This is a genomic window from Stenotrophomonas sp. 1L-E-5-B-C3 (assembly GCF_057292075.1).
Window position 1 is genome coordinate 1 of sequence record NZ_JBXAWS010000016.1, and the last position, 26,722, is coordinate 26,722.

General features: G+C 66.9%; 21 protein-coding genes. 14 read left to right on the forward strand and 7 right to left on the reverse strand.

Annotation, left to right across the window (positions count from 1 at the left end):
- The first annotated feature begins 257 nt into the window (after nucleotides 1-257).
- From pyk to AC0Z6F_RS17750, 3 genes are all read left to right on the forward strand, one after another.
- Entirely contained in the window at nucleotides 258-1,724 is a 1,467-nt protein-coding gene (gene pyk, locus AC0Z6F_RS17740; RefSeq protein ID WP_006388586.1) for a pyruvate kinase, read from the forward strand.
- Between the two features lie 196 nt (nucleotides 1,725-1,920).
- Nucleotides 1,921-2,925, forward strand: a complete 1,005-nt coding sequence (locus AC0Z6F_RS17745; RefSeq protein ID WP_006388532.1) for a class I fructose-bisphosphate aldolase — start codon at nucleotides 1,921-1,923, stop codon at nucleotides 2,923-2,925.
- 129 nt (nucleotides 2,926-3,054) lie between these two features.
- Nucleotides 3,055-4,203 (forward strand): iron-sulfur cluster assembly protein, encoded by a 1,149-nt coding sequence (locus AC0Z6F_RS17750; RefSeq protein WP_448123374.1) that lies wholly within the window; start codon nucleotides 3,055-3,057, stop codon nucleotides 4,201-4,203.
- 91 nt (nucleotides 4,204-4,294) lie between these two features.
- On the opposite strand, the gene AC0Z6F_RS17755 is transcribed toward AC0Z6F_RS17750, so the two are convergent.
- Both AC0Z6F_RS17755 and cysK read right to left on the reverse strand, forming a co-directional pair.
- Nucleotides 4,295-4,894, reverse strand: coding sequence for an O-acetyl-ADP-ribose deacetylase (locus tag AC0Z6F_RS17755; RefSeq protein ID WP_006388480.1), 600 nt, complete (start codon nucleotides 4,892-4,894; stop codon nucleotides 4,295-4,297).
- Between the two features lie 292 nt (nucleotides 4,895-5,186).
- Nucleotides 5,187-6,146 (reverse strand): cysteine synthase A, encoded by a 960-nt coding sequence (gene cysK, locus AC0Z6F_RS17760; RefSeq protein WP_012511957.1) that lies wholly within the window; start codon nucleotides 6,144-6,146, stop codon nucleotides 5,187-5,189.
- Between the two features lie 207 nt (nucleotides 6,147-6,353).
- On the opposite strand from cysK, the gene AC0Z6F_RS17765 reads away from it, so the two are divergent.
- The 10 genes from AC0Z6F_RS17765 to AC0Z6F_RS17810 all read left to right on the forward strand — a co-directional run bounded on the left by AC0Z6F_RS17765 (nucleotide 6,354) and on the right by AC0Z6F_RS17810 (nucleotide 20,894).
- A complete protein-coding gene (locus tag AC0Z6F_RS17765; protein WP_065723831.1) occupies nucleotides 6,354-7,337 on the forward strand; it encodes a LysR family transcriptional regulator in 984 nt (327 codons plus the stop codon).
- Between the two features lie 635 nt (nucleotides 7,338-7,972).
- Nucleotides 7,973-8,404 (forward strand): DUF2946 domain-containing protein, encoded by a 432-nt coding sequence (locus AC0Z6F_RS17770; RefSeq protein WP_032972592.1) that lies wholly within the window; start codon nucleotides 7,973-7,975, stop codon nucleotides 8,402-8,404.
- Between the two features lie 72 nt (nucleotides 8,405-8,476).
- Complete coding sequence (locus AC0Z6F_RS17775; protein ID WP_485616972.1) at nucleotides 8,477-10,540, forward strand: TonB-dependent copper receptor; 2,064 nt, start codon at nucleotides 8,477-8,479, stop codon at nucleotides 10,538-10,540.
- Between the two features lie 331 nt (nucleotides 10,541-10,871).
- Nucleotides 10,872-11,978 (forward strand): efflux RND transporter periplasmic adaptor subunit, encoded by a 1,107-nt coding sequence (locus AC0Z6F_RS17780; protein WP_485616973.1) that lies wholly within the window; start codon nucleotides 10,872-10,874, stop codon nucleotides 11,976-11,978.
- On the forward strand, nucleotides 11,975-15,100 hold the full coding sequence (locus AC0Z6F_RS17785) for an efflux RND transporter permease subunit (RefSeq protein ID WP_006388394.1): 3,126 nt from the start codon (nucleotides 11,975-11,977) through the stop codon (nucleotides 15,098-15,100). Before AC0Z6F_RS17780 ends, AC0Z6F_RS17785 begins: the two co-directional genes overlap by 4 nt.
- A complete protein-coding gene (locus AC0Z6F_RS17790; RefSeq protein ID WP_065723835.1) occupies nucleotides 15,093-15,677 on the forward strand; it encodes a GNAT family N-acetyltransferase in 585 nt (194 codons plus the stop codon). Before AC0Z6F_RS17785 ends, AC0Z6F_RS17790 begins: the two co-directional genes overlap by 8 nt.
- 178 nt (nucleotides 15,678-15,855) lie before the next feature.
- Nucleotides 15,856-17,373, forward strand: a complete 1,518-nt coding sequence (locus tag AC0Z6F_RS17795) for an alanine/glycine:cation symporter family protein (protein ID WP_012511951.1) — start codon at nucleotides 15,856-15,858, stop codon at nucleotides 17,371-17,373.
- The gene (locus AC0Z6F_RS17800) at nucleotides 17,366-18,202 is read left to right on the forward strand and encodes a TrmH family RNA methyltransferase (RefSeq protein ID WP_006388350.1); all 837 of its coding nucleotides are present in this window, start codon (nucleotides 17,366-17,368) and stop codon (nucleotides 18,200-18,202) included. Before AC0Z6F_RS17795 ends, AC0Z6F_RS17800 begins: the two co-directional genes overlap by 8 nt.
- Before the next feature lie 237 nt (nucleotides 18,203-18,439).
- Entirely contained in the window at nucleotides 18,440-19,432 is a 993-nt protein-coding gene (locus tag AC0Z6F_RS17805; RefSeq protein WP_012511950.1) for a hypothetical protein, read from the forward strand.
- 10 nt (nucleotides 19,433-19,442) lie between these two features.
- Nucleotides 19,443-20,894, forward strand: a complete 1,452-nt coding sequence (locus tag AC0Z6F_RS17810) for an alanine/glycine:cation symporter family protein (RefSeq protein ID WP_006388325.1) — start codon at nucleotides 19,443-19,445, stop codon at nucleotides 20,892-20,894.
- 144 nt (nucleotides 20,895-21,038) lie between these two features.
- On the opposite strand, the gene AC0Z6F_RS17815 is transcribed toward AC0Z6F_RS17810, so the two are convergent.
- From AC0Z6F_RS17815 to AC0Z6F_RS17830, 4 genes are all read right to left on the reverse strand, one after another.
- Entirely contained in the window at nucleotides 21,039-22,460 is a 1,422-nt protein-coding gene (locus AC0Z6F_RS17815; protein ID WP_006388317.1) for a M28 family peptidase, read from the reverse strand.
- 224 nt (nucleotides 22,461-22,684) lie between these two features.
- Nucleotides 22,685-23,089 carry a large-conductance mechanosensitive channel protein MscL gene (mscL, locus tag AC0Z6F_RS17820; RefSeq protein WP_006387613.1) on the reverse strand — a complete coding sequence of 135 codons (405 nt, stop codon included), beginning with the start codon at nucleotides 23,087-23,089 and terminating at the stop codon, nucleotides 22,685-22,687.
- Between the two features lie 55 nt (nucleotides 23,090-23,144).
- Entirely contained in the window at nucleotides 23,145-23,861 is a 717-nt protein-coding gene (locus AC0Z6F_RS17825; protein WP_006387611.1) for a fumarylacetoacetate hydrolase family protein, read from the reverse strand.
- 75 nt (nucleotides 23,862-23,936) lie between these two features.
- Complete coding sequence (locus tag AC0Z6F_RS17830) at nucleotides 23,937-24,218, reverse strand: hypothetical protein (RefSeq protein WP_032972507.1); 282 nt, start codon at nucleotides 24,216-24,218, stop codon at nucleotides 23,937-23,939.
- 178 nt (nucleotides 24,219-24,396) lie between these two features.
- Between AC0Z6F_RS17830 and AC0Z6F_RS17835 the strand changes: the two genes are divergently transcribed.
- Entirely contained in the window at nucleotides 24,397-24,732 is a 336-nt protein-coding gene (locus tag AC0Z6F_RS17835; protein WP_012511947.1) for a Rieske (2Fe-2S) protein, read from the forward strand.
- 119 nt (nucleotides 24,733-24,851) lie between these two features.
- Here AC0Z6F_RS17835 and AC0Z6F_RS17840 read toward each other — a convergent pair whose 3' ends face one another.
- Nucleotides 24,852-26,699, reverse strand: a complete 1,848-nt coding sequence (locus AC0Z6F_RS17840) for an SLC13 family permease (RefSeq protein WP_006387463.1) — start codon at nucleotides 26,697-26,699, stop codon at nucleotides 24,852-24,854.
- Nucleotides 26,700-26,722: the final 23 nt, after the last annotated feature.

Consider the following 26,722-nt stretch of genomic DNA (forward strand, 5'->3'; position numbering starts at 1 on the left):
GTGGGAACGCGAACGGGGAGGGGGGGAACGGTGGTGGGTGGGGTGCCTCTTTGGGGGGGATCGTGGGTCCATGTGGGGTGTTGTTACCAAACCCTCGCCGGGCATGGCCCGGCGCTACCACGACCCTGCGCCAGCGTATGTCCGGCCGATGTCCGTTCGATGACCCGCGAAGTCAGGCAGCGCAAGGCTGTAACCGTATACATGCGGCGTGAAGGATGTGCTAATTTCCGTTCTTTATCGGGAGAGGCCCATTCACCATGTTCGAGCGTCAGCGTCGCACCAAGATCCTTGCCACCCTCGGCCCGGCCACTGATCCGCCGGGCGTGCTGGAGGATCTGTTCCGCGCCGGCGTCAACGTGGTGCGGCTGAACTTCAGCCACGGTGATCCGTCCGGCCAGGCCAAGCGCGCCGCCGAAGTGCGTGCGGCTGCGGCCCGCGTCGGCGTGGAAGTGGGCATCCTGGCCGACCTGCCGGGCCCGAAGATCCGCATCGAGCGCTTCGCCGAAGGCAAGGTGCAGTTGAAGGCAGGCGACCGTTTCGACCTGATCGCCAGCACCAATGCCGGCCCCGGTGATGCGACCCAGGTCGGCGTGAGCTACCTCGGCCTGCCGCAGGACGTCGGCCCGGGTGATGTCCTGCTGCTCGACGATGGCCTGATGCAGCTGCAGGTGGTCGAAGTGGAAGGCGAGCGCATCATCAACACCGTGCTCAACGACGGCGCGCTGTCTGACCGCAAGGGGCTGAACAAGCAGGGCGGTGGCCTGTCGCTGGGCGCGCTGACCGAGCGCGACAAGGAACTGATCGGCATCGTCGCCAAGATCGGCGTCGACTTCATCGCCGTGTCGTTCTGCCGCAATGCGCAGGACATGAATGACGCGCGCGAGATCGCTGAATCGCACGGCTGCTACGCCGCGCTGGTGTCGAAGATCGAGCGCACCGAGGCCATCGAAAACCTCGAAGAGATCGTCGAGGCCAGTGACGTGGTGATGGTTGCGCGCGGTGACCTCGGCGTGGAAATCGGCGATGCCGAACTGCCGGGCCTGCAGAAGAAGATCATCAAGGCCTCGCTGGCGCAGAACAAGGTGGTCATCACCGCTACGCAGATGCTGCAGTCGATGGTCGAAAGCCCGATCCCGACCCGCGCCGAAGTGCTGGACGTGGCCAACTCGGTCATCGACGGCACCGATGCGGTCATGCTGTCGGCCGAAACTGCTGCCGGTGCCTACCCGGTCAAGGCCGTGGAAGCGATGGCGCGGATCTGCCTGGGTGCCGAGCGCCAGTTCCAGACCGAGACCGACTTCAACGCCTCGCCGCGCAACCTGGAACGTGCCGACCAGGCCATTGCCATGGCCACCATGTTCCTGTCGCAGCACGTGGGCGTGCGCGCGATCGTGGCGATGACCGAATCCGGTGGCACCGCCCGCTACCTGTCGCGTTTCCGCGCCAAGGCGCCGGTGTTCGCGGTCACCCGCCATGACGGCGCCCGCCGGCAGATGGCGCTGATGCGCGACGTGTATCCGATCAACTTCGACAGCCGTGGCCTGACCCCGCGCGAAGCCGCGCGCGGCAGCATCCGCCTGCTGGTTGAAGCCGATCTGCTGCAGGCCGGCGACCGCGTGGTGTTCACCAGCGGCGAGCACATGGAAACCCTGGGTGCGACCAACACCCTGCGCCTGCTGGAAGTGGGCGAAGACGGCCGCGCCAGCGGTCTGGGCGACCTGTAAGTATTGTTGGCCTGGGGTCCGAGCCGCGTTGCGGATCCGACCCCGGGTCAGATCCCCGAAGGGGCTCTGACCCCATGCCACAGGACATCCCTTGTCCAGTGCGGACATTGGAATCGTTTCCAGCCTGGCCTCTACGGCGAGGCAACGGGTAGCGGGGCTATACTTACGTTTTTCCCGCACCCGCCACAGGAAGTACATGAGCATCGAACAGCTGGCTGAAACCGCCCAGGCCATGGTTGCCCCGGGCAAGGGCATCATCGCGATCGACGAATCCACCGCTACCATCGCCAAGCGTTTCGCCGGCGTCGGTATCGAGAACACCGAGGAAAACCGTCGTGCCTACCGCGAACTGCTGCTGACCACGCCCAAGCTCAACGAGCATATTTCCGGCGCCATCCTGTACGACGAAACCATCCGTCAGTCGACCAAGGACGGCGTGCCGTTCGCCAAGTACATGGCCGACCACGGCATGATTCCGGGCATCAAGGTGGACAAGGGTGCGCACCCGCTGGCCGGCTGCCCGGGCGAGCTGGTGACCGAAGGCCTGGACGGCCTGCGCGAGCGCCTGCAGGAGTACTACAAGCTGGGCGCGCGCTTCGCCAAGTGGCGTGCGGTGATCAACATCGGCGAGAGCATTCCGTCGGGCACCTGCATCGAGTCCAACGCCCACGCGCTGGCCCGCTACGCAGCGCTGTGCCAGGAATGCGGCCTGGTGCCGATGGTCGAGCCGGAAGTGATCATGGACGGCGACCACGACATCGAGACCTGCTACGAAGTGACCGAAGCGACCCTGCGTTCGCTGTTCGATGCGCTGTACCAGCAGAACGTGCTGCTGGAAGGCACCATCCTGAAGGCCTCGATGGTCATCTCCGGCAAGAACTGCGATGAGCAGGCCGACGTCGAGGAAGTGGCCGAGTCGACCGTGATGTGCCTGAAGAGCACCGTGCCGGCGATCCTGCCGGGCGTGGTGTTCCTGTCCGGTGGCCAGAGCGACGAGCAGTCCACCGCTCACCTCAATGCCATGAACCAGATGGGCAACCTGCCGTGGCCGCTGAGCTTCTCCTACGGCCGCGCGATGCAGCAGGCTGCGCTGAAGCTGTGGGCCAAGGACATGAAGGGCAACTACGCTGCTGCCCAGAAGACCGTGTACGAGCGCGCCAAGGACAATGGCCTGGCCGCGCTGGGCAAGTGGAACGGTTGATCCGTCCCATCGCAGGATGAACAGGGCAACGCCGGCATCACGCCGGCGTTTGCTTTTGCGGGTATCGTTTCCGCCCCCACGCACCGGGCCGGTGTGCGGGACATACATGGAAGGCCAAGGAGAAAAAACATGCGTTTGGCAGCAATCACAGTGGCCGTTGCCACGGTCCTGATCGCCGGCGGTTGCAACCGCATCGGTGGCGGTGGTGACGCAGGCAAGGCCGCGTCGCTCGATTTCGACAAGCCGGTGTCCGGCGAAATCACCTCGCGCAGCGGCATCAACTTCAACGACGGCAGCCACCACCAGCTGTACCAGATCAAGCTGGAAGACAAGGACCTGGTCGGCCTGAAGCTGACCGGTGCACTGACCGGTTCGATCGCCGTGTTCAACAACGGCAGCCTGGTATCCACCAGCAATACCGGCTACGAACGCGAAGGCGACGTCTCGCTGGCCTTCCGTGCCAACGGTGGCGGCACCTACCAGGTGGCGGTCAACGCCGATGGCCCGAGCGCCTTCGGTCCGTATCGCCTGCGCGCCGAGAAGCTGAAGCCGTATGACGGCAAGCCGCTGGTGGGCAGCGGTGAGATCGCCGACATGCTGGCCGGCAGCTCGCAGGACTACACCCTCCAGGTGGACAAGGCTGGCCTGTACGAGATCCGCCTGGTGTCGGATGTGTTCGACCCGGTGCTGAAGCTGTCGGGCCAGGGCGTTGAGGCCGAAAACGATGATGGCAACGACAGCACCAACTCGCGCCTGACCCTGTCGCTGAAGCCGGGCAAGTACACCTTGACCGCGCGCGGTCTGGGCGACGGTGTCAATGGCATGTTTACCCTGTCCGCCAACCGCATCGAACTGCCGGGCAATCTGGTTGAACGCGATGGCACCGCCCTGCCGAAGTCGGGCAGCGTGTACACCATGCTCGACAACGATGGCCGCCGTCGTTTCCTGCTGACCCTGGACCGCCCGGCCGACGTGCGCCTGGATGCGATCTCCAGCCAGGTCGACACGGTGCTGCGCGTGGTCGGCGGTGATGTCGAGCTGACCGACGACGACGGTGGCAACGGTACCAATTCGCGCCTGGAGGAGACCTTGCCGGCCGGTCACTACACCATTGACGTGTCCAGCCTGAACAATGGCGCTGGCATGGTGGAAGTGCGCGTGCAGGTGGAGGGTGCCAGCGCCGACGGTGCCGCAGCCTCGGCCGCGCGCGCGGCTGCAGACGCTGCTGCCGCAGTGGCAGATGATGCCGCTGCTGCGGTGGAAGCTGCCAGCCGTTGAGGTGATCCAAGCGCAGCGTGGATGACCTCAAGGCCGCAACAGAAAAGGCCGGGCATTGCCCGGCCTTTTCTGTTCCAATCCCTTCAGCCGTTCAATGCGCGGCTGCAAATCCGGTATCGCCCAATGGCGGCAGCATCGAGCTGCGTGGCTCGTTGTCCGCGTTCTGGCCGGCAGCGGTCAGTGCCTGCTGGTACGCCTTGGCGGTAGCGGTATTGAACGCCACCAGCACGATTCGCATCGGTTGTGCATGGCTGCGCTGCCATGCCAGCGTTTCGGTCACTGCGATCTGCGCGGCCTGGTACAGCGGGTAGCCGTACACGCCGCAGCTGATCGCGGGGAAAGCGATCGATGTCACGCCCAGCGATTCGGCCAGCTGCAGGGACTTCCAGTAGCAGTTGGCCAGCAGCGCCGGTTCGTCGCGTTGACCGTCGTGCCACACCGGGCCGACCGTATGCAGCACATGCCGCGCCGGCAACGCATGGGCGTCGGTGGCACGCACTTCGCCGGTCGGGCAGCGCACACCGGGGCGCAGTTCCGGCAGCTGCTCGCATTCGGCCAGCAGCGCTGGGCCAGCAGCGCGATGGATCGCACCGTCGACACCGCCACCACCGAGCAGTGTTTCATTGGCCGCGTTGACGATCGCATCCACCGCCAGGGTCGTGATGTCGCCCTGCCAAACTTCGATCTTCATGCGTCCGTCTCCTGCCTGTGAGGTGTTCCGCGCAGCATCTGCGCCGGCTGTTCCCAAGGTAGGGGACAGGGCATTGATACTGCGTCATGACCGTCTCACGCGCTGCGATCCGGCGGCCTTCACGCACGATGGCTGGCGGCGCCTTCACGCAGGCTGAAGCAGAAAGGGGGAGGTGGCGAAGCGGTAGCGCCGGGCCATGCCCGGCGGATGGTGGACGAAGCGAATGCCGGAAACAGCAACGCCGGGCATGGCCCGGCGCTACCTTGAACGAAAACGGGATTCGACCCTGGGCTCACGGCAGGCCGGCCAACCAGTCGTCGTCGGAACCTTCATTCACATCGGCGAACAGCGGCGTGGAGAAGTAGCGTTCACCGGTGTCCGGCAGCATCGCCAGGATCACCGAGCCCGGTTCGGCGCGCGCGGCCACATCCAGTGCGCTGGCAACAGTGGCGCCAGCGGAGATGCCGACGAAGATGCCTTCCTCCGCCGCCAGGCGGCGGGCGGTGGCGATCGCGCGGTCATCTTCCACCGTCACCAGTTCATCCACCACATCGCGGTTGAGCACGTCCGGCACGAAGTCCGGGGTCCAGCCCTGGATCTTGTGCGGCTTCCAGTCATCGCCCTTCAGCAGCGCGGCACCGGCCGGTTCGGTGGCGATGATGCGCGTCTGCGGGCGCGCGACCTTCAGTACTTCGCCCACGCCGGTGAGCGTGCCGCCGGTGCCCCAGCCACTGACGAAGTAGTCCAGTCGCTTGCCGGCGAAATCGCGCAGGATCTCGGCGGCGGTGGTGTTGCGGTGGTAGGCCGGGTTGGCCGGGTTGGCGAACTGGCTGGCCAGGAACCAGCCGTGCTGCTCGGCCAGTTCGGCCGCCTTGCGTACCATGCCGCTACCGCGCTCGGCGGCCGGGGTCAGGATCACTTTGGCGCCATACGCGCGCATCAGCTTGCGCCGTTCCACCGAGAAGGTTTCGACCATGGTCGCCACGAACTTGTAGCCGCGCGCGGCGGCGACCATCGCCAGTGCCACGCCGGTGTTGCCCGAGGTGGCCTCGACGATGGTGTCGCCCGGCTTGAGCAGGCCACGCGCTTCGGCGTCGAGGATGATCGCCAGCGCCAGGCGATCCTTCACAGAGCCGCCCGGGTTGAACGACTCGACCTTGGCGTAGAGGCTGACCTGTGGCGGCGCCAGGCGCTGCAGCTTGACGATGGGGGTGTTGCCGACGGTGTCGAGGATGGAGTCGTACAGGGCCATGGAAGCGCTCCGGAGAGGGGCCGCGCCGGGCTGCGGCGGGCGAAGGGGGAGGGCTGGCTGTTCAGGCCAGCGGCTGCCGGCTGACCGTAGCGCCGGCATATGACGCCCGGAAATGACCAGATACCTTTCTTAAACAACCTTTGGTTATAAGCTGGTGACGGCAATTGACCCTAGAGTGGACCTCCGCCCCCACATCGCCCGCCTGCCATGACGCTGACCCAGCTGCGCTATCTGGTTGCCATCGCCGACGCCGAGCTGAACATCACGCTCGCCGCCTCGCGCGTGCATGCCACCCAGCCCGGCCTGTCCAAGCAGCTCAAGCAGCTGGAGGACGAGCTCGGTTTCCTGCTGTTCGTTCGCAAGGGCCGCAGCCTGGAGTCGGTCACACCGGCCGGTACCGAGGTCATCGCCCGCGCCCGCTCGGTGCTGGCGGAGGCCAACAACATCCGCACCTACGCGGCCAACCAGCGCCGCGAGAGCCAGGGCCAGCTGATCCTGACCACCACCCACACCCAGGCGCGCTTCGTGCTGCCGCCGGCGGTGGCAGCGATCAAGCAGGCGTATCCGCAGGTGAGCGTGCATCTGCAGCAGGCCGGTGAAGCCGATGCACTGGATCGCTTGAACCAGGGCGATGCCGACATTGCGATCATCAGCACCGCTGGCAGCGAGCCTACCGATGGCATTGCGGTGCCGCTGTTCCGCTGGCGGCGCCTGGTGGTGGTGCCCAAGGGCCACCCGCTGGACCGCGCAGGCCGCACCCCGGACCTGGCCGCGCTGGCCCGGCAGCCGCTGATCAGCTACGAATCCTCGACCCGCCCGAATTCATCGCTGCAGCGTGCCTTTGCCGCCAACGGCCTGGTGCCGGATCTGGCGCTGACCGCGCTGGATGCCGATCTGATCAAGACCTATGTGCGCACCGGTCTGGGCGTGGGTCTGCTGGCCGAGATGGCGGTCAGTTCCAACGACGAGGACCTGAGGTCGTGGCCGGCCCCGGAGCCGATCACTGAGTGCATTGCCTGGGCGGTGCTGCCTCGCGACCGCGTGCTGCGCGATTACGCGCTGGAGCTGGTGCACGTGCTGGCCCCACAGATCGATCCGCGCGACCTGCGCAGGGTGCTGGATGGCAACCAGGCGGCGGCGTGGCCGGTACCACCGACGTGGGAGTCACTGACCCAGACCATCACGGTGTGAGGTTGGTCGAGCAGGGCGTGCCGCCCTGCACCCGCGGTAGTGCCGGCCGCTGGCCGGCAACCTCAGAAGCAACAGCAACATCAAATGCGGGTTTCCTGTGGGATGGCGGGGCGGTGTGGGCAGGCAGGACACGCCGTAAACCCATCCATGGGGGCTCGATGGCGCCATCCATGGCGCCAACGGTCCTGCCTGCCCACACCGCCCCACCTCTGACAGATCCTGGCGGCTGTTGGTAGGTGTCGACCTCGGTCGACACGGTAGATCCACGCCATGCGTGGATGAAAGCTGTCAGATATCGAAATACATCTGGGGTCAGATCCGTTTTCCGAAGGAAAACGGATCTGACCCCGAGAGTCGTTCCGACAGATCGCGGAAAACTGTCGAAGGCGGGGTGGGTCCGGTTGCGGGAGTGTCCGCGGCATGGATGCCGCGGCCAAGCCCCCAGGGACGGGTTTACGGCGTCTCCCGCAACCGGACCCACCCCGCCTACCCACAGGAATTCCGCTTCTGCTTCGGCTGTTGCTGTTGCTGTTGCTCCAGCTCGCAGCGGGTGCAGGGCGCAGCCCTGCCGATAAACCCCCTCCTGCGACGGTTCGTCGCACGGGTAACCCTGGACCCGGCTCTACACTAGCGGGGTGACCCGCCTGTCCCGCCCGCAGCGCCTTCTGCTCCAGCTCGCCGTCCTGGCGACGCTGTTGATGGTGCTTGCGCCACTGGTCAGCCGCGCGCTGCAGGCGCAGCCGATGGAGCATGCCGCGATGGCAGGCATGGACCACGCCGCCATGGGCCATGACATGCACGACATGGCCATGCCTGGGCACGATCAACACGGCGCCGCGCCGGCAGCGCCCAGCCGTCCGGCCGACCCCCACGCCATGCATGGCGAAGCCTGCGAATACTGCGTGCTGGCCATGCGCCTGCTGCCGTGGCTGGCCGTGCTGGTGCTGCTGTTGCCGCTGTTGTGGCGGCCGCAGCTGGCGTTCCCATGGTCGCAGCAGGTGCTGCCGGCACTGCGGTGGCCGGCACATGCCGCGCGTGGGCCGCCGCGCTTCTCCATCGTTCGCTGATGTCCCTATCGAATCTGCCGCACGACGCCTGACCGGGCGCCGTGCGCGCGTGCGTACTTTGGAGCTGTTCCGATGAAAATGACTTCCCGCCCTGCGGGCGCCTGCGCGCGCCTGCCGGTTGCCCTGGGCCTGGCCGTGACCGCGTCACTGGCTCACGCTGCGCCTGCCGAAGAGGCGCGCACCCTCGACACGATGGTGGTGACCGCCGCTGCACCGTCCTCGCCGCTGCACTGGGTGACCGATCCGCGCCTGCCGCGGCAGCCGGTGCCCGCCAGCGACGGTGCTGATTACCTGAAAACCGTCCCCGGCTTCTCCGCCATCCGCAACGGTGGCACCAACGGCGACCCGGTGCTGCGCGGCATGTTCGGTTCGCGCCTGAACATCCTCAGCAACGATGGCAACCTGATCGGTGCCTGCCCGTCGCGCATGGACAATCCGCTGTCCTACATCGCGCCGGAAAGCTTCGACCGGCTGACCATCATCAAGGGCCCGCAGAGCGTGCGCTGGGGCGCGGGCGCGTCGGCCGGCACCGTGCGTTTCGAGCGCGATACGCCGCGCTTCGAGGAACCGGGCCTGCGTGCCGATGCCAGTGCGCTGGTCGGTTCGCGCAACCGCAACGACCAGGTGCTGGACCTGACCCTGGGCAATCCGACCGGTTACGTGCGTGCAAGCGGCAACCGTTCCGAAGCCGATGACTACAAGGACGGCAATGGCGACGTGGTGCCGTCGAAGTGGCGCAAGTGGAACGGCGACGTGGCCATCGGCTGGACGCCGGATGCCGACACGCTGCTGGAAATCTCCGCCGGTGCCGGCGATGCGATCGCGCGCTACGCGGGCCGTGGCATGGACGGTGCCGCGTTCGAGCGCACCAGCTACGCGGCGCGCTTCGAGAAGCGCAACCTGCCGGGTGCGTGGGACACGCTGCAGGCCAATGTGTACTACAACGAGGCCGATCACGTGATGGACAACTACACGCTGCGCACGCCGAACCCGCACAGCATGATGCCGATGCCGATGGCCTCGAACGTGGACCGCCGCACCCAGGGCGGGCGGGTCAGTTCCGAGTGGCGCTGGCAGGATGTGCAGCTGGTGGCCGGTGTGGATGGCGAGGACAGTCGTCACCGCGGCCGCATGGGCATGGGCCGCGACACCTACCGGCAGGCGGCGTGGGAGACCGATGCCAACTTCCGCCGCTACGGTGCCTTCACCGAACTCACCCTCGGCGCCGGCACCGACCAGCGCTGGATCAGCGGGCTGCGCATCGATCGCGCCAGCGTCCGCGATGAGCGGCAGTCGGTGCGCGGGATGATGGGCAACCGGCCGAACCCGACCGCTGGCCTGCAGCGCAAGGAATGGCTGGGCAGTGGATTCCTGCGCTACGAGCAGGATCTGGCCGACGGCCTGACCTGGTACGCCGGCCTCGGCCACAGCGAGCGCATGCCCGACTACTGGGAGCTGTTCTCGCCCAACCAGGGACCGGCCGGCGCGGTGAATGCATTCAGCGGCGTGCAGCCCGAGCGCACCACCCAGCTTGATGTGGGCATGCAGTACAAGGGTCCGCGCGTGCACGCTTGGGTCTCGGCGTACGCCGGGCAGATCCAGGACTACATCCTGTTCACCTACCACGGCAGCGGGATGATGGGCATGAGCCAGGCCCGCAACGTCGATGCCCGCATTGCCGGTGCCGAGGCGGGCGTGGAAGTGGCGCTGGCCGAACAGTGGAAACTGGGCGGCACGCTGGCCTATGCCTGGGGCGAGAACCGCGACCAGCAGCGACCGTTGCCGCAGATGCCGCCGCTGGAAGCGCGCCTGAGTGCGAACTGGGAAGGCCAGCGCTGGAGTGCTGGCGCCCTGCTGCGGGCGGTGACCCACCAGCACCGTGTCGCCGATGGCCAGGGCAACGTGGTCGCCCAGGACCTGGGACCGAGCGCCGGCTTCGCCACCTTTGCGCTCAACACTGCCTACCGCTTCAGTTCGCAACTGCAGCTCAGCGCGGGTGTCGACAACCTGTTTGACCGCGCCTACAGCGAGCACCTGAACCTGGCCGGCAGTGCCGATTTCGGTTTCCCGGCCGACCCGGTACGCATCAATGAGCCGGGCCGCAGCGTGTGGATGAAGGTGAACTACCGGTATTGATCCGCCGGGCATGGCCCGGCGCTACCGCGGGGTCACCGGCATGGCCCGGCGCTACCGTCATGCGCCGGGCAAAAAAACGGGGCCGGATCCCCGCCAGGATCCGTCCCCGCCCGACGCCCTCAGTCGGGCAGCTTCGACTCTACGATGGCAACGTCGGCAATGGGTCGCTGGATACACCCCGACACATGCCGACACTGCCAGCGTCAGCCTTGCACGGAACCGGTTGAAGGCGCTATCGCGGTGCCGGTTCCACGCCGGTAAACGCTTGGCACATATCGCTTATGCAGGCCCTTGCCTACACTCGGCGGCCGTGGATCAATCAGGACCGTTCATGTTGGCTCGTATCGCTTCGACCCTGGCCTTCGGCCTCAGCCTGGCCGTGCTGGCCGGGTGCGCAGGCAAACAGGAGGCTGCCGCAGGTCGGCAGGGCGAAGCAGTGCCGGTCACCGCGCAGGTCGTGCAGCCCACGCAGTGGAGCGACACCCTGCAGGCGCTGGGCACGGCCAAAGCGCGCGAATCGATCAGTGTCACCGCCAAGGTCAGCGAAATCGTCGAGAAGGTGCACTTCGAGAGCGGCCAGCATATCGCCGCCGGTGCGCCGATCGTGACCTTGCGCGGGCAGGCCCAGGAGGCCGCGCTGGTGCAGGCGCAGGCCACCTTCCACGAGGCCGACCAGCTGTACAAGCGCCAGCGCGAGCTGGCCACGCAGCGGCTGGTGTCCAGTGCCACGCTGGATACGCAGAAGTCGATCCGCGATGCCGCCGAAGCGCGCGTGGCACAGATGCAGTCGGACATCGGTGACCGTCGTGTGCGTGCGCCGTTTGCCGGCGTGCTCGGCATCCGCCAGGTCAGCCCGGGCACGCTGCTGACGCCGACCACGGTGATCGCCACGCTCGACGACATCGAGCACATGCACATCGATTTCCAGGTGCCGGAAGTGGAACTGGCCGCGCTCGGCGTCGGCGACAAGGTCAGTGCGTCCAGCGTGGCCTGGCCAGGCCGCACCTTCGAAGGCGTGGTCAGCACCATCGATGCGCGCATCGATCCGGCGACCCGTGCAGTGACCGTGCGCGCCGACTTCGCCAACAGCGACCACGCACTGCGTCCGGGCATGCTGCTGGACGTGCGCCTGTTCCATCCCGAACGGCCGGCGCTGGTGGTGCCGGAAATCGCGGTGGTGCAGGTCGGCCGCGATACCTTCGTGTACCGCATCAAAAGCGACGACAGTGTCGAGCGCGTGGACGTGGTCACCGGCGCGCGTCGTGCCGGCGTGGTCGAGATCAGGCAGGGCCTGGAAGCGGGCCAGCGCATCGTGGTCGATGGCACCGGCAAGTTGCGCCCGGGCCTGAAGGTAGCCGCCAAGGACGCGGCACCGGCCAAGGGTGCCAAACCGGCTGATGCACCGGTGCCGGTCGCGGCCGAGGGCCACGGCGGATGAAGCTGTCCGACACCTCCATCCAGCGGCCGGTGTTCGCCGTGGTGATGAGCCTGCTGCTGCTGGTGCTGGGCGTGATGTCCTTCACCCGCCTGACCCTGCGCGAACTACCAGCCATCGATCCGCCCATCGTCTCGGTGTCGGTCGACTACACCGGTGCATCGGCGGCGGTCATCGAAAGCCGCATCACCCAGGTGCTGGAAGACGCGCTGGCCGGTATCGAAGGCATCGATACCATCAACGCGCGCAGCAACAACGGCCGTTCGCAGGTCAGCATCGAATTCACCTCCAACCGCGATATCGAGGCCGCGGCCAACGACGTGCGTGATGCGGTCAGCCGCGTTGCCGACCGCATGCCGGAAGAAGCACGTCCGCCGGAAATCGCCAAGGTCGAAAGCGATGCCGACCCGATCATCTGGTTCAACATGGTCTCCTCGACCATGGACACGCTGGAGCTGAGCGACTACGCCGACCGCTATGTGGTCGATCGTTTCTCCAGCCTCGATGGCGTGGCCCAGGTCCGCATCGGTGGCCGCCAGCGCTATGCGATGCGCATCTGGTTGGACCGCGATCAGCTGGCGGCGCGCGGGCTGACCACCGGCGATGTGGAAACCGCGCTGCGCAACGAAAACGTGGAACTGCCGGCCGGTCGCATCGAATCGACCGACCGCGATTTCACCCTGCGCGTGGAGCGCAACTACATCAAGCCCGAAGACTTCGCGACCATCCCGCTGGGCAAGGGCCGCGACGGCTACGTGGTGCGCATGGGCGACGTGGCGAAGATCGAGCTGGCTTCGGCCGAGCGTCGCGCCTACTACCGCAGCAACGGTGAACCGGGCATCGGCCTGGGCATCGTCAAGACCTCCACCGCCAACTCGCTGGACGTGGCACGCACCGCGCGCGCTGAAGCCGAGCGGGTCGCGCTGACGCTGCCCAAGGGCACGCAGATTTTCGTTGCCTTCGACAACACCACCTTCATCGAAGCCGCAGTGGACCGCGTCTACGCCACGCTGGTGGAGGCGATGATCCTGGTGCTGGCAGTGATCTGGCTGTTCCTCGGCAGCTTCCGCGCTGCACTGATCCCGGCAGTAACGGTGCCGGTGTGCCTGGTCGCCGCGTTCATCGCGCTGTATGCGTTCGACTTCTCGATCAACCTGCTGACCCTGCTTGCCCTGGTGTTGTGCATCGGCCTGGTGGTGGACGACGCGATCGTGGTGGTGGAGAACGTGCAGCGCCGCATCGACCTGGGTGAACCGCCGCTGGTGGCGTCCAAACGCGGTACCGCGCAGGTGGCGTTTGCGGTGATCGCGACCACGGCCGTGCTGGTGGCGGTGTTCCTGCCGGTGGGTTTCCTGGAGGGCAACACGGGACGGCTGTTCCGCGAACTGGCAGTGGCGCTGGCCGCAGCAGTGGCGTTGTCCGCGTTCGTGGCGCTCACGCTGACGCCGATGATGGCCTCCAAGCTGCTCAAGCCGCATACCGGGCAGGCGCCGCGTGGCCTGCATGGCTTCATCAACCGCAACCTGGAGCGCCTGGCCGGTGCCTATGGGCGGGTGCTCGACCACCATGTCGATCGCACCTGGATCTACCTGCTGGTGATGGTGGCCGCGCTGGCCGCCAGCTGGGGCCTGCTCAAGCTGCTGCCGTCGGAGCTGGCACCGGCCGAAGACCGCGGTTCGTTCCAGATCATGATCGACGGCCCGGAAGGCGCCGGCTACGACTACACCGTGCAGCAGGTGCAGCAGGTGGAAGCGATGCTGGCCCCGCATGTGGGCGCCGACAAACCGATCGTGCGCGCCAACCCGCGCGTGCCGGGCGGCTGGGGCGCCAGCGAGGAAATGCATACCGGCCGCGTCAGCGTGTTCCTGCAGCCGTGGCGCCAGCGCAGCGAAGGCACGCCGGAAGTGGCCAATGAGCTGCAGAAGGAACTGGACACCATCCGCGGCGTGCGCGTACGCACGCAGGTCGGCGGTGGCCTGGTCCGCAGCGGCGGCCAGCCGTTCCAGATCGTGCTGGGCGGCCCGGAATACGCCGAGATCGCGCAGTGGCGTGACCGCATCCTGCTGCGCATGGCCGACAACCCCGGCCTGGTCGGCCCAGACTCGGACTACAAGGAAACCCGCCCGCAGATGCGGGTCAACATCGACCGTCAGCGTGCGGCCGATCTGGGCGTGCCGGTCACCGCGATTGGTTCGGCACTGGAAACCATGATGGGCTCGCGCCGCGTCACCACCTTCGTCGACAACGGCGAAGAGTACGACGTGCTGGTCCAGGCCGGCCGCGATGGTCGCGCCAGCCCGGCCGACCTCGCCGCGATCCGTGTGCGCGCCACCTCCGGCGAACTGGTGCCGCTGTCCAACCTGGTCACGCTCAGCGAAGTGGCCGAGGCCGGCACCCTGAACCGCTTCAACCGCCTGCGCTCGATCACCATCAATGCCGGCCTGGCACCGGGTTATCCGCTGGGCGAGGCGATTGCCTGGGCGCAGCAGGTCACGCGCGAAGAGCTGCCGCAGTACGCGCAGGTGAACTGGAAGGGCGAATCGCGCGAATACCAGAGTGCCGGCGGCGCGGTGCTGCTGACCTTCGCCATGGCGCTGCTGGTGGTGTACCTGGTGCTGGCCGCACAGTTCGAGAGCTTCATCCACCCGCTCACCATCATGCTGACCGTGCCGCTGGGCGTGCTCGGTGCGCTGGTCGGCCTGTGGGTCAGCGGTGGCACGGTGAACCTGTTCAGCCAGATTGGTATCGTCATGCTGGTCGGCCTGGCGGCGAAGAACGGCATCCTGATTGTCGAATTCGCCAACCAGCTGCGCGACGACGGGAGAACCGTGCGCGAGGCGATCATCGAATCGGCGATGGTGCGCCTGCGCCCGATCCTGATGACCTCGATCGCCACCGTGGTCGGTGCGGTCCCGCTGGTGGTGGCCGGTGGCCCCGGTTCGGCCAGCCGTGGCACCATCGGCATCGTGATCATCTTCGGCGTGACCCTCTCGACCTTCCTGTCGCTGTTCGTGGTGCCGGCGTTCTACGCGCGGCTGGCGCCGTACACGCGCTCGCCGGAAGCGGTGAAGCGCGAGCTGGAGAAGCAGGAGGCGGAGTCGCCGTCGGTGGGTGGGCATGCCTGACCTGACCGCCAGCGGGGTCGGATCCCTTTCCCAAGAGGAAAGGGCTCTGACCCCACACCTGCAGGGCGACGGCTTCCTCCTGCGTCCCTGGCGCAATGAAGACCTCGAATCGCTGCTGCGCCATGCCAACGACGCCGAGGTATCGCGGGGCCTGCGCGATCGTTTCCCGTACCCGTACACGCGCGAGGATGGCGAGGCCTTCCTGGCTGGCCGCGTGCTGGCGCCGGGCACGCTCAACCTGGCCATCGAGATCGACGGCCAGGCCTGCGGCAGCGTCGGGGCCCAGCAGGGCCATGCCGAGCGCGGGCACATGGCGGAGCTGGGCTACTGGCTGGGCCAGGCGTACTGGGGCCAGGGCCTGATGACCCGCGTGGTCGGACTGTTCGCACCGTGGGTGATGGACGAACTACGCCTGTTCAGGCTGCAGGCCGGGGTGGTCGACTTCAACCTCGGCTCGGCCCGTGTGCTGGAAAAGAACGGCTTCCAGGAAGAGGGCGTGGACCGCTGCGCGGTCTACAAGCGCGGCGTGCTGCACGACCTGCGCCGCTTCGCCCGGGTGCGCACGCAGCTGCCCTGAAAGGCCGCCGGGCATGGCCCGGCGCTACCGTGGGGGCCACGGTCATTGCCGGTAGCGCCGGGCCATGCCCGGCGGATTCCTTCTGCCGCTACCGCAGCGGCCTTCGATCAGGGAGAATCGACCGGTCCCTTCCAGCCGACGGGACGTCCTCACAACCCGCCGACTGGAGAGAGCGCGCGTGGAAGCTACCGTACATTTCATCAACAGCATCATCTGGAGCAAGGCGCTGATCTTCATGTGCCTGGCCGCCGGCCTGTTCTTCAGCCTGCGCACCCGCTTCATGCAGATCCGCGGCTTCGTCGAGATGTGCCGCCTTACCGTCAAAGGTGAGAAGTCCGACGCCGGCGTGTCTTCCTTCCAGGCGCTGGCCATGTCGATGGCCGGGCGCATGGGCATCGGCAACATCGCCGGCGTGGCCACGGCCATCGCCTTCGGCGGCCCCGGTGCCATCTTCTGGATGTGGGTGATGGGCTTCCTCGGTGCGTCCACCTCGTACGTGGAATGCACCCTGGCGCAGATCTACAAGACCAAGGACGCCGAAGGCCGCTACCGCGGTGGCCCGGCCTACTACATTGAAAAAGCGATGGGCCTGAAGTGGTATGCCATGGCCTTCGCCATCGCCACGATCATCGCCGCCGGTTTCCTGATGCCGGGCGTGCAGGCCAATGCCATCGCCGACAGCGTCATCAACGCCTGCCGTGGCACCGCGCTGTGCGGCCCGCTTGATGGTCAGGTCTTTGGCATGGAATCGGCGCAGGCGTTGAAGCTGGGTATCGGACTGGTGGTGGGCCTGCTGCTGGGCGTGGTGATCTTCGGCGGCGTCAAGCGCATCGCCAACTTCGCCGAAGTGGTGGTGCCGTTCATGGCGGCGGCGTTCATCCTGACCGCCATCGTCATCATGATCATCAACTACGACCGCGTGCCGGAAATGTTCGGCATCATCTTCAAGAGCGCTTTCGGTACCCATGCGGCATTCGGCGCGATGATGGGCCTGGCGGTGGAGTGGGGCATCAAGCGCGGCATCTACGCCAACGAGGCCGGCCAGGGCTCGGGCCCGCACGCGGCCGCCGCATCCGAGGTCTCGCACCCGGCCAAGCAGGGCTACGTGCAGGCGTTCGCCATCTACTTCGACACCATGATGGTGTGCACCGCCACCGCCTTCCTGATCCTGGCCAGCGGCACCTACAACGTGTACTCGCCGGTGCCGGGTGCCGCGCCGATCTTCCAGGGCCTGGCCGGTATTCCGGAAGGCGCGGGCTATGCGCAGGCCGGTGTTGAAGCCGTGCTGCCGGGCTGGGGCTCGGCGTTCGTGTCGATCGCGATCTTCTTCTTCGCCTTCACCACGATCATGGCCTATTACTACATGGCCGAAACCAACCTGACCTACGTCAACCACAACAAGAAGCGCCCGCTGACCGTGCTGTGCCTGCGCCTGGGCATCATCGCCATGGTGGTGTTCGGCGCGTTCCATAATGCGACCCTGGCCTGGGCGCTGGGTGACATCGGCGTGGGCCTGATGGCCTGGCTGAACATCATCGCCATCCTCATCATCCAGAAGCCGGCCATGCTGGCCCTGCGCGATTACGAGCGGCAGAAGAAGCTGGGCCTGGATCCGATTTTCGACCCCGATGCCCTGGGCATCAAGAACGCCGATTTCTGGCGTCAACGCAAGCTGGAGTTGTCCCGTAGTGAATGATCCCTGGAAGAATGCCCGCCGTCCGTCGTCGCGACCGCCGCGGGCCACCCCGCTGCCGCCGCGTGAGGGCGGCACCCCGCCACCGCCGGGGCGTGGCAACGACGAACTGCGCCTGTACGGCTGGAACGCCGTGCAGGCCCTGTTCGACAAGCGCCCGCAGGCACTGCGCAAGCTGTACCTGGTGGAATCGCTGATTCCGCGCATGCAGCCGGTGCTGAAGTGGTGCGTGGCCAACCGCGTCGGCTACCGCGTGGTGGAGGAGGGCGACCTCAACAAGCTGGCTGCCACCACCCATCACGAAGGCCTGGTGGCCGACGTGCTGCGTGCGCCCGTCGTACCGCTGGCGCAGTGGCTGGAGGATCTGGGCGAAGGCCCGGCGCTGGCGTTGTGGCTGGACGGTGTCGGCAATCCCCACAACTTCGGCGCAATCCTGCGCTCGGCCGCGCACTTCGGTGTCAAGGCGCTGCTGCTGCCGGCCGGCAGCACGCTGGCGCTGTCTGGTGCCGCTGCGCGCGTGGCCGAAGGTGGCGCCGAATCGGTACCGCTGGTGCAGTTGCCGGACAACGCACAGGCCATGGCACAGCTGCGAGCGGCCGGTTTCGGGCTGGCCGCGACACTGGTCGAGGGCGGTGAGGACGTGTTCCGCGCATCGCTGCCGGCACGACTGGTCTACGTGATGGGTGCCGAAGGCGAAGGCATGGACCGCAGCCTTGCCAGCGAATGCGACCTGCAGGTCTCGATTCCCGGCAGCGGCGCGGTGGAGAGCCTGAACGTGGCCTCGGCCACGGCCGTGTTGCTGGCGCAGTGGGCGAGCCGCCGCCACGGCTGATCCTGTCGTGCTGATGCTGTGTTGATCTCCTGACCCGGCCCTCGCGGCCGGGTTTTCTTTTGCGCGGCGCAAGGCCGCAAACGATGCACGCGCAGCAAACTGGGTCATCTGCGTCAGCTTACGTTGCTTCAAACACGCTTGATGGGTACGCAAGCGATTTTAGTATTTGTCTCATTGCTGGGCCGTTTCCCGCGCCGCACGGTGGAGTTCCTTCCAACGTCGTACAGGAGTGGTTCCATGCATCGAATCCAACGCCGCACACGTCACACTTGCCTGGTGCTGGCACTCGCTGCGCTTGCCGCACCATCGCTACAGGCCGCGGAACGCAGTCTCGATGGCGTCAATTTCACCGGACCGCTGATCACTCCCAATCCCGCCGGCCTGCCGCAGGGCAACTGGTACATCGAGCCCTATCTGGTGCGGGTCGACAGCCGCGACCACTACGACAACAACGGTGATCGTCGCCGCAGTGCCGAGCACAGTGGCGCCTGGGCCACGGTGGTGCCGATCATCTATGGCTTCAGTGACCGGGTGATGGGCCAGGTCAATCTCAGCGCCTCGCGCTCCGAATCCGGCAGTGCGCGCAGCAGCGGCTTCCGCGCCGGTGACACCACCGCGCGCCTGCAGTACCTGCTGCAGGCGCCGAATGCCGATGGCACCCGTCCGGCCATCTCGGTCGCGCTGGTGCAGCGTTTCAGCACCGGCAGCCACGATCGCATCACCGGCAATCCGCTGGATGCGCAGGGCGACGGCGTACAGCGCACCACCGCGGCGCTGGGCGTGCAGCAGGTGGTGTGGCTGGGCAATGACCGCCCCGTGCGCTGGCGCGCCCAGCTCAGCGCCGGGCCGGCACCGTCGCGCACCGCCATTTCCGGCACCAGCGTGTACGGCACCGATGACAGCTTCCAGGGGCACATTTCGCGCGGCTCGGTACTGGGCCTGTCGGTAGGCGCCGAGTACAGCTTCAATTCGCGCTGGGTGGGCGTGATGGAAATGGCCGCCAGCCGCGAGACCGGCCAGCGCCTGAGCGGCTTCGCACGCAACGGCAGTGGTGCGATCGAACGGATTGAAGAGCACCGTCCGGCCAGCCGCAACGTCAGCCTGGCGCCGGCAGTGGAGTATCACTTCAGCCCGTCGCTGGGCCTGATCGCCGGCGTCGAATTCACCGTGGCCGGGCGCAACACCGGCCGCATCATCAGCCCCCAGGTCGCCCTGGGCATGTTCTTCTGAGGGGCAGGTGATGAACATCGAATCCATCGTCAACACCATCCTCGGCATCGTCTGGAGCCCGTACCTGGTGGTGCTGTGCCTGCTCGCCGGCCTGTACTTCAGCGTGCGTACCCGCTTCATCCAGTTGCGCGCGCTGCCGGAGATGCTGCGCCTGATGTTCCGGCACGAGCGCTCCGAAGCCGGTGTGTCACCGTTCCAGGCCCTGTCGCTGTCGTTGTCCAGCCGCGTCGGCGTCGGCAACATCGCCGGCGTCGCCATGGCCATCGCCTTTGGTGGCCCGGGCGCGATCTTCTGGATGTGGATCGTCGCCTTCCTCGGCGCCTCCAGCGCCTTCATCGAATCCACGCTGGCACAGATCTACAAGGACCGCGATGCCAAGGGCCAGTACCGCGGTGGCCCCGCGTACTACATCGAAAAAGGCCTGGGCCAGCGCTGGTATGCAGTGCTGTTTGCGCTGGTCACCGTGCTGGCCGGTGCGATGCTGGCCGGTACCCAGTCCAATGCGATCACCAGCGCGGTGAACGAAGCCTGGGACGTGCCGGTGATGACCACCACGGCGGTGCTGCTGGTGGTGCTGGGGGCGATCCTGATCGGCGGCGTGCGCCGCATCGCACGGGTGGCCGAATGGGTGGTGCCGTTGATGGCGGTGGCGTATCTGCTGGTGGCCGCGCTGGTGATGGTGCTCAATGCAGAGAAAGTGCCGGAGGTGATCATGCTGGTGCTGCGCAGCGCATTCGGTGTGGATGCAGCGTTCGGTGCAATGATCGGCACCGCCATCCAGTGGGGCGTGCGCCGTGGTGTGCTGTCCAACGAGGCCGGCATGGGCAGCGGTGCGCATCCAGCCGCCGCCGCCGAGGTCTCGCATCCGGTCAAGCAGGGCCTGGTGCAGTCATTCTCGGTCTACATCGACACGATGGTGGTGTGCAGTGCTACCGCGTTCCTGATCCTGTCCACGGGCCTGTACAACGTCTACGACCCGGCAGTGAACGGCATTCCGGATGAGGCGCGCCTGCTGCTGGGCAATCTGCCTGGCGTCGAGGCCGGGCCGCGCTTCGTGCAGCACGCGGTGGAGTCCGCGCTGCCTGGCTTCGGCCGTTCGTTCGTGGCGCTGGCGATCCTGCCGTTCGCGTTCACCACCATTCTGGCGCTGTACTACATGGCCGAGACCAATATCAGCTACCTGTGCCGTGATCGTCCCGCGCCGTGGGTGATGGGCGGGTTCCAGCTGCTGTTCCTGGCCGCGACCGGCTACTCGGCGGTGAACAGTGCGACGATCGCGTGGTCGCTGGGCGACATCGGCGTCGGCCTGATGAGCTGGTTGAACATCATCGCCATCCTGCTGCTGCAGAAGCCGGCGCTGGCGGCGCTGCGCGACTACGAACAGCATCGCCAGGCGGGCAAGGATCCGCTGTTCAATCCGAAGCTGCTGGGTGTGCGCAACACCAGCGTGTGGGAGGGCTGACAGGATCGGGTCAGATCCCTCGCCACGGCGAGGGCTCTGACCCACACCATCGCCCGGTGGGTGCGCCATTACCCGGTGGGTGCGAACCTTGGTTCGCACCGATCTTCCCGCTGCGCTCGCCAGGCATGGCCCGGCGCTGGCGCATCATTCGTTCGGCGGCGTGGTCGCCTTGGCTTCGCTGCCGAAACTGCCATCGGCTTCCGCGGCCAGATACGCGAACACGGTGTACGCGGCCACGTTCTGCGCCAGCGCCTTCGGGTCGATCTTGTCCAGCGTGTCGTCGGCGGTGTGGTGCAGGTGGAAGTAGTCCGAGCCGTCCTGCGCCAGCCATGCCCACGCGCCGCCCTTGGCGGCCAACGGGCCGACGTCCGGGCCCGGACCACCCTTGTCGGCCTGGTACTCGATGCCCAGCGGCTTCATCACTTCGGCAATCTGTTTCGTCGCTTCGCGCGAGCCTTCCGGGTTCGGCGAACCGGTGTTGAAGGCGTAGATGCGGCCGGCACCGAAGTCGCTCTCGGCGGCCAGCTGGTGCAGGGCCACATCCTTGGCATGCGCCTCGGCGTAAGCCTTGCCGCCATACAGGCCCTGTTCTTCGTTGGCGAAGGCGATCACGCGGATGGTGCGCTTCGGCGCCTGCTTGAGCTGGCCGATCAGATGGCCAGCGGCCATGGTGATGCCCACGCCGGCACCGTCATCCACTGCGCCGGTGCCCAGGTCCCAGGAATCCAGGTGACCACCGATCACCACCACTTCCTTGGGCAGGCTGCGGCCAGTGATCTCGCCGATCACGTTGTACGAGGTGGCGGTGCCGTCCCAACCGCAGTCCAGCGCGACCTTCACCGTTGTCGCGCCGCGGGCCAGCAGGCGGGCCAGCTGATCGGCGTCGGGCACCGACAGTGCTGCCGACGGCACCGGGGTCAGGCCGTCGTCGAAACGGGTGATGCCGGTGTGCGGCACGCGGTGCGAGTCAGTACCGGCCGAGCGCATCAGGAAACCGACCGCGCCCTTGCGGATTGCTTCGGAAGGGCCCTTGCTGCGGATCGCGCCGCCACGGCCGTAGTCGCGGCCATCGCGGAACGGCAGCATCTGGTAATCAACGAACGCGATCTTGCCCTTCAGCGAACCGGCCGGTGCGGCCTGCAGTGCGGCCAGGTCGGCGAAGCGGACCACTTCGGCTTCAACGGTGCCGCCCGGGCTGCCGCCCAGCGCCGTGATCTGCAGCGGCTGCGGGTTCTTGCCGGTCACCGCGGCGTGTTCACTGCGGCGCTCCCACTTCGGGAACGTCACCGGTTCCTTCCAGACCTTGTCGAAGCCGAGCGACTTGAACTTGGCTTCGGCCCAGGCCACGGCGCGGGCGTCGGCTTCGCTGCCGGCGATGCGCGGGCCGATTTCGGTGGTGAGCGATTCAACCACCTTCCAGCCGGTGTCGTCAGCCAGCGCCTGGTCGCGCAGCTGCGCAGCGGTGGACAGCGACGCCGGGGGCAGGGTGGTGGTGTGCGGCGCCGCGAAGGCCGGGGCGGCCAGCAGGGCGAGGGAGGATGCGATGGCAAGGACGCGGCGACGCATGGACAGCTCCGGGAAGGGACCAAGCCTTGGAGCTTAACAGTCGTTCAGCCCGGCGCATGGGCGGGAGGTCATGGCTGCCGCGAACGCTGTTTTCCGCCACGTCCGGCAAAGCGAAAGCCCCGCCGGGGCGGGGCTTTCACAGGCTTCTGCGGTAGCGCCGGGCCATGCCCGGCGAGCGCAGCGGCAAGATGGCGTCCCGCCGGGCATGGCCCGGCGCTACCACCTTATTTCTTCAGGCTGTCGCGGATCTCACGCAGCAGCACCACTTCCTCGGCCGGGGCGGCCGGGGCGGCTTCCTGCTTGCGCGACAGGCGGTTGATCACCTTGATCACCAGGAAGATGGCGAAGGCTACGATCACGAACTGGATCAGCGTATTGATGAAGTCGCCGTAGCCGATCACCACGGCCGGGATTTCCTTGCCGTCGGCACCGATGCTGGCCGGTGACAACGTCCACGCCAACTGCGAGAAATCCACCTTGCCGATCAGCATGCCCAGCGGCGGCATGATGATCTTCTCGACCAGCGCGGTCACGATCTTGCCGAAGGCCGCGCCGATCACCACGCCGACGGCGAGGTCGATGACGTTGCCGCGCATCGCGAATTCCTTGAACTCGGTGAGCATTCCCATTGTTGTTTTTCTCCGGTGGGGGAAGTGGACAGCGCGCAGGGTAGCGCAGGTGATGTCAGCCGGCGATCACGCCGTGGCGCTCGGCCACGTTTTCCAGGCGGGCACTGAAGCGGTCGCCGGGCTTCAGCGCGGCCACTCCGGACGGGGTACCCATGAACACCAGGTCGCCGGCACGCAGCTGCCACAGCTTGGACAGCTCATGCAGGATCTCCGGCACGTTCCAGATCATCTGGTCGAGCAGGGCCTGCTGGCGCACCTCGCCGTTGACCTCCAGCGACAGGTTGAGCGCGGCCAGGTCGCCCACTTCAGCGGCATGCACGATCTCGCTGATCGGCGCCGAGGCATCGAAGCCCTTGGCCGCATCCCACGGATGGCCCTTGTCCTTGGCGGCGGCCTGCAGGTCGCGGCGGGTCAGATCCAGGCCGACGGCATAGCCGTAGACCAGCGCGTCGGCATCGGCGACGGCCAGTTCGCCGGCTGGCGCATCACGGCCGATCGCCACCACCAGCTCCACTTCGTGGTGCAGGTTGGCGGTTGCCGGGGGATAGGGGATGGCATCGTCGTGGCCGACCACGATCGCATCGGCCGGCTTGCTGAAGAACATCGGACGGCCACGGTCGTCGGCCGCCGGCACCGCTGCGCCCATTTCGCGGGCATGGTCGGCGAAATTGCGGCCGACGCAGTAGATACGGTGCACGGGGAAGCTGCCGCCACCCACCACCGGCACACGCGGCAGGGCTACGGCAGGAATCACATCGGAGACATCGGACATGCGGGCATCCAGGAAGGGCGTGCCCGCAGTCTAGAACGCATGGCGCCCGCCGTCAGCGGGCGCGTAGGGCGTGGATCAACGCGAGGCCGGCAGCACCGGCTTGCGCACCACGCGGAACTCGCCCTCGACCACGTTCGGGTCGAGCGGACGGGAAGTGCCCGGCTTGCGCGAAGCCAGCAGCTTCCACGCCAGGCCGACCAGGATCATCGCCGCACCGACGAACACGCCGATGAACACCATCGCGGCCAGGATCGCCAGGCCGAGCAGGCCCACGGCAACGCGCACCAGCGGGTGACGCGGCTTGCGCGGCGCGAACAGAGTGCGGAACTGGTTGAAGGCGGATGCGCGATTGAACATGGCGGCTCGATAGGCTGGGATCAGCGAAACCAGAGTATCGGGAGGTGCCACTGTCATTGAGTGAAAAACTCGTTAAATATAGCCTGTGCTTATTACGAATCAATGACTTGTGTTCATGTTGCAGCCAGTCACCTGAGTGGGCGTGCGACAATGCGCGTTTACTGTCCGAGCCTTCGCCATGACTGCCGCTGCTGCCCTGATCGCCCTTGATGCCATTGCCGATGGCGCGTTTGCCGAGGTCGAGGCGGTGGTCGATGGCGATGCCGAGTCGCTGGTGTTGTACCGCGACGGTGCGCAGGTGCGGGCGTTCCTGAACATCTGCCCGCATGCCGGCCGCCGCCTGGACTGGGCGCCGGGCCAGTTCCTCAAGAGCCGCGAAGGCCACCTGGTGTGCGCCGCCCACGGCGCCTCGTTCGCGCTGGACAGCGGCGACTGCATCGCCGGTCCCTGCAAGGGCGACCGCCTGCGCGCGGTGCCGGTGGACGTGCGCGACGGGCAGGTCTACCTGGCTTGAGGCCGGGCGATGTTGCTTGAGGTAGGTGCGGACCGTTGGTCCGCACGCTCCGTTGCAGGCAAGCCCTGTGCGGACCAACGGTCCGCACCCACCTATCGCAGCCCTGCCGATCAATCCCCTCAGAACATCAGGTTGATCATCAGCACCACCACGCAGGTGTAGATCAGCGACAACGGTCCGCCGACCCGCCACATCTCGCGTGGGGTGTAGTTGGCCGGGCCGGTGATCATCGAAATCACCGGGTTGGAGGCCGTCATCAGATTGTTGGACGCCGACAGCGCCACGATCAGCGCGAACGCCGTCGGGTTGCCGCCCGCCGCCAGTGCCAGGTTCACCGCAATGGGCACCATCACGATGGTCGCGCCTACATGGCTGATCACCAGCGAGAACGCCGTGGTCAGCAGTGCCAACGCCACTTCCAGCACCCATACCGGGATGCCAGTGGGCAGCTTGTCGATGGTATGGCCGGCCACCCACGCCGCCGCGCCACTGGAATCCATCGCCCAGCCGAGCGGGATCAGCCCGGCCATCATGAACACCGTTTTCCAGTTGATCGAGGCGTAGGCCTCGTCCATGCGCAGCACGCCGGTCAGCAGCATGCCGGCTACGCCGGTCATCAGGGTCAGTGCCACCGGCAGCTTGCTGGTCAGCGCGATCAGGATGGTCAAGGCGAAGATCGCCATCGCGATCTTGAACTTGTGCGGTCGCTGCTCGCCGGTCGGGTAGTCGGTCACCACCACGAAGTCGCGGCTCCTGGCCGCCTGTGCCAGGTCGGTCCAGATGCTGTGGAAGACCAGCATGTCGCCGGCGCGCAGCTGCACGTCGCGCACGTCCTCGCGGATCACCTGCTTGTCGCGGTTGATCGCCAGCAGGCTGATGCCGCGCTCCTTGCGCAGGCGCAGGTCGGCCGCGCTCTTGCCGATCACGTTCGAGGTTGGCGGCACCACCGCCTCGGAAATACCGGCGCGGCTCGGGTTGAACAGGTCGCCGAGATGCTTCAGCCGCGAAGACATGCGCAGGAACTGGTTCTGCGCGAAGTCGTTGATCTGCTCGCGCGGGCCCATCGCGCCGAGCACGCTGCCCACCCAGATGCGCATCTCTGCAGGTGGTGCCAGGCGGGTGTCGTTGCCGGTTTTCAGCGCCAGCAACAGCGGTGCATCGTGCAGGTTCTCGGCCTCGCCCAGGGTCATGCCGACCAGCGGGCTTTCGGCACTGACCACCAGCTCGAACACATCGCCTTCGATGCCGTAGGTCTTGGCGAAATAGCTTTCGGTGCGCGCCGGAGTGACCCCGTCGTTGACCAGGCTTTCCTCTTCCACCAGCTTGCGGTCGCCGTAGTAGCGGAAGTACAGCAGCGAAGCGATCAGCAGCGCCACGCCGATCGGCAGCGGCGCGAACATGCGCAGTGGTTCGATGGTGGCCAGGCCCGAGGGCAGGTTGTTGTTGGCCGAGGCCAGCAGATCGTTCAGCAGGATCAGTGGCGAGTTGCCGACCATGGTCAGCGCGCCACCCATCACGATCGCCGCCGAAATCGGCAGCAGCAGGCGCTGCATGGTCAGGCCCGTGCGCGCCGCCAGCCGCGAGGCCACCGGCAGGTACAGCGCCATCACCGACGGGTTCTGCATGAAGGACGAGTTCAGGCCGGCGATGGCCGTGGTCATCATCAGCAACCGCTGCTCCACGCCGTGGCCGCGCCGCAGCAACCAGGCCGCGAGCCGGTTCAACGCCCCGGTGCGGTCCAGGCCTGCGCCGAGGATGGTGGTGGCGATGATGCTCATCACCGCGTTACCGGAGAAACCGCCGAAGATCTCCTCTGGCGCGATCAGGCCGGTCACGCCCAGTACCACCAGCACCACCAGCGCAACCACGTCGGCGCGGATGCGCTCGAACAGGAACATCGCCATCGTGAAGCCGACCAGCCCGAGCACGAGCTTCATGTCAGTGGTCAGCGTCAGCGCGGTATCCATGTGGGGCGCAGCGTCCTCAGGCG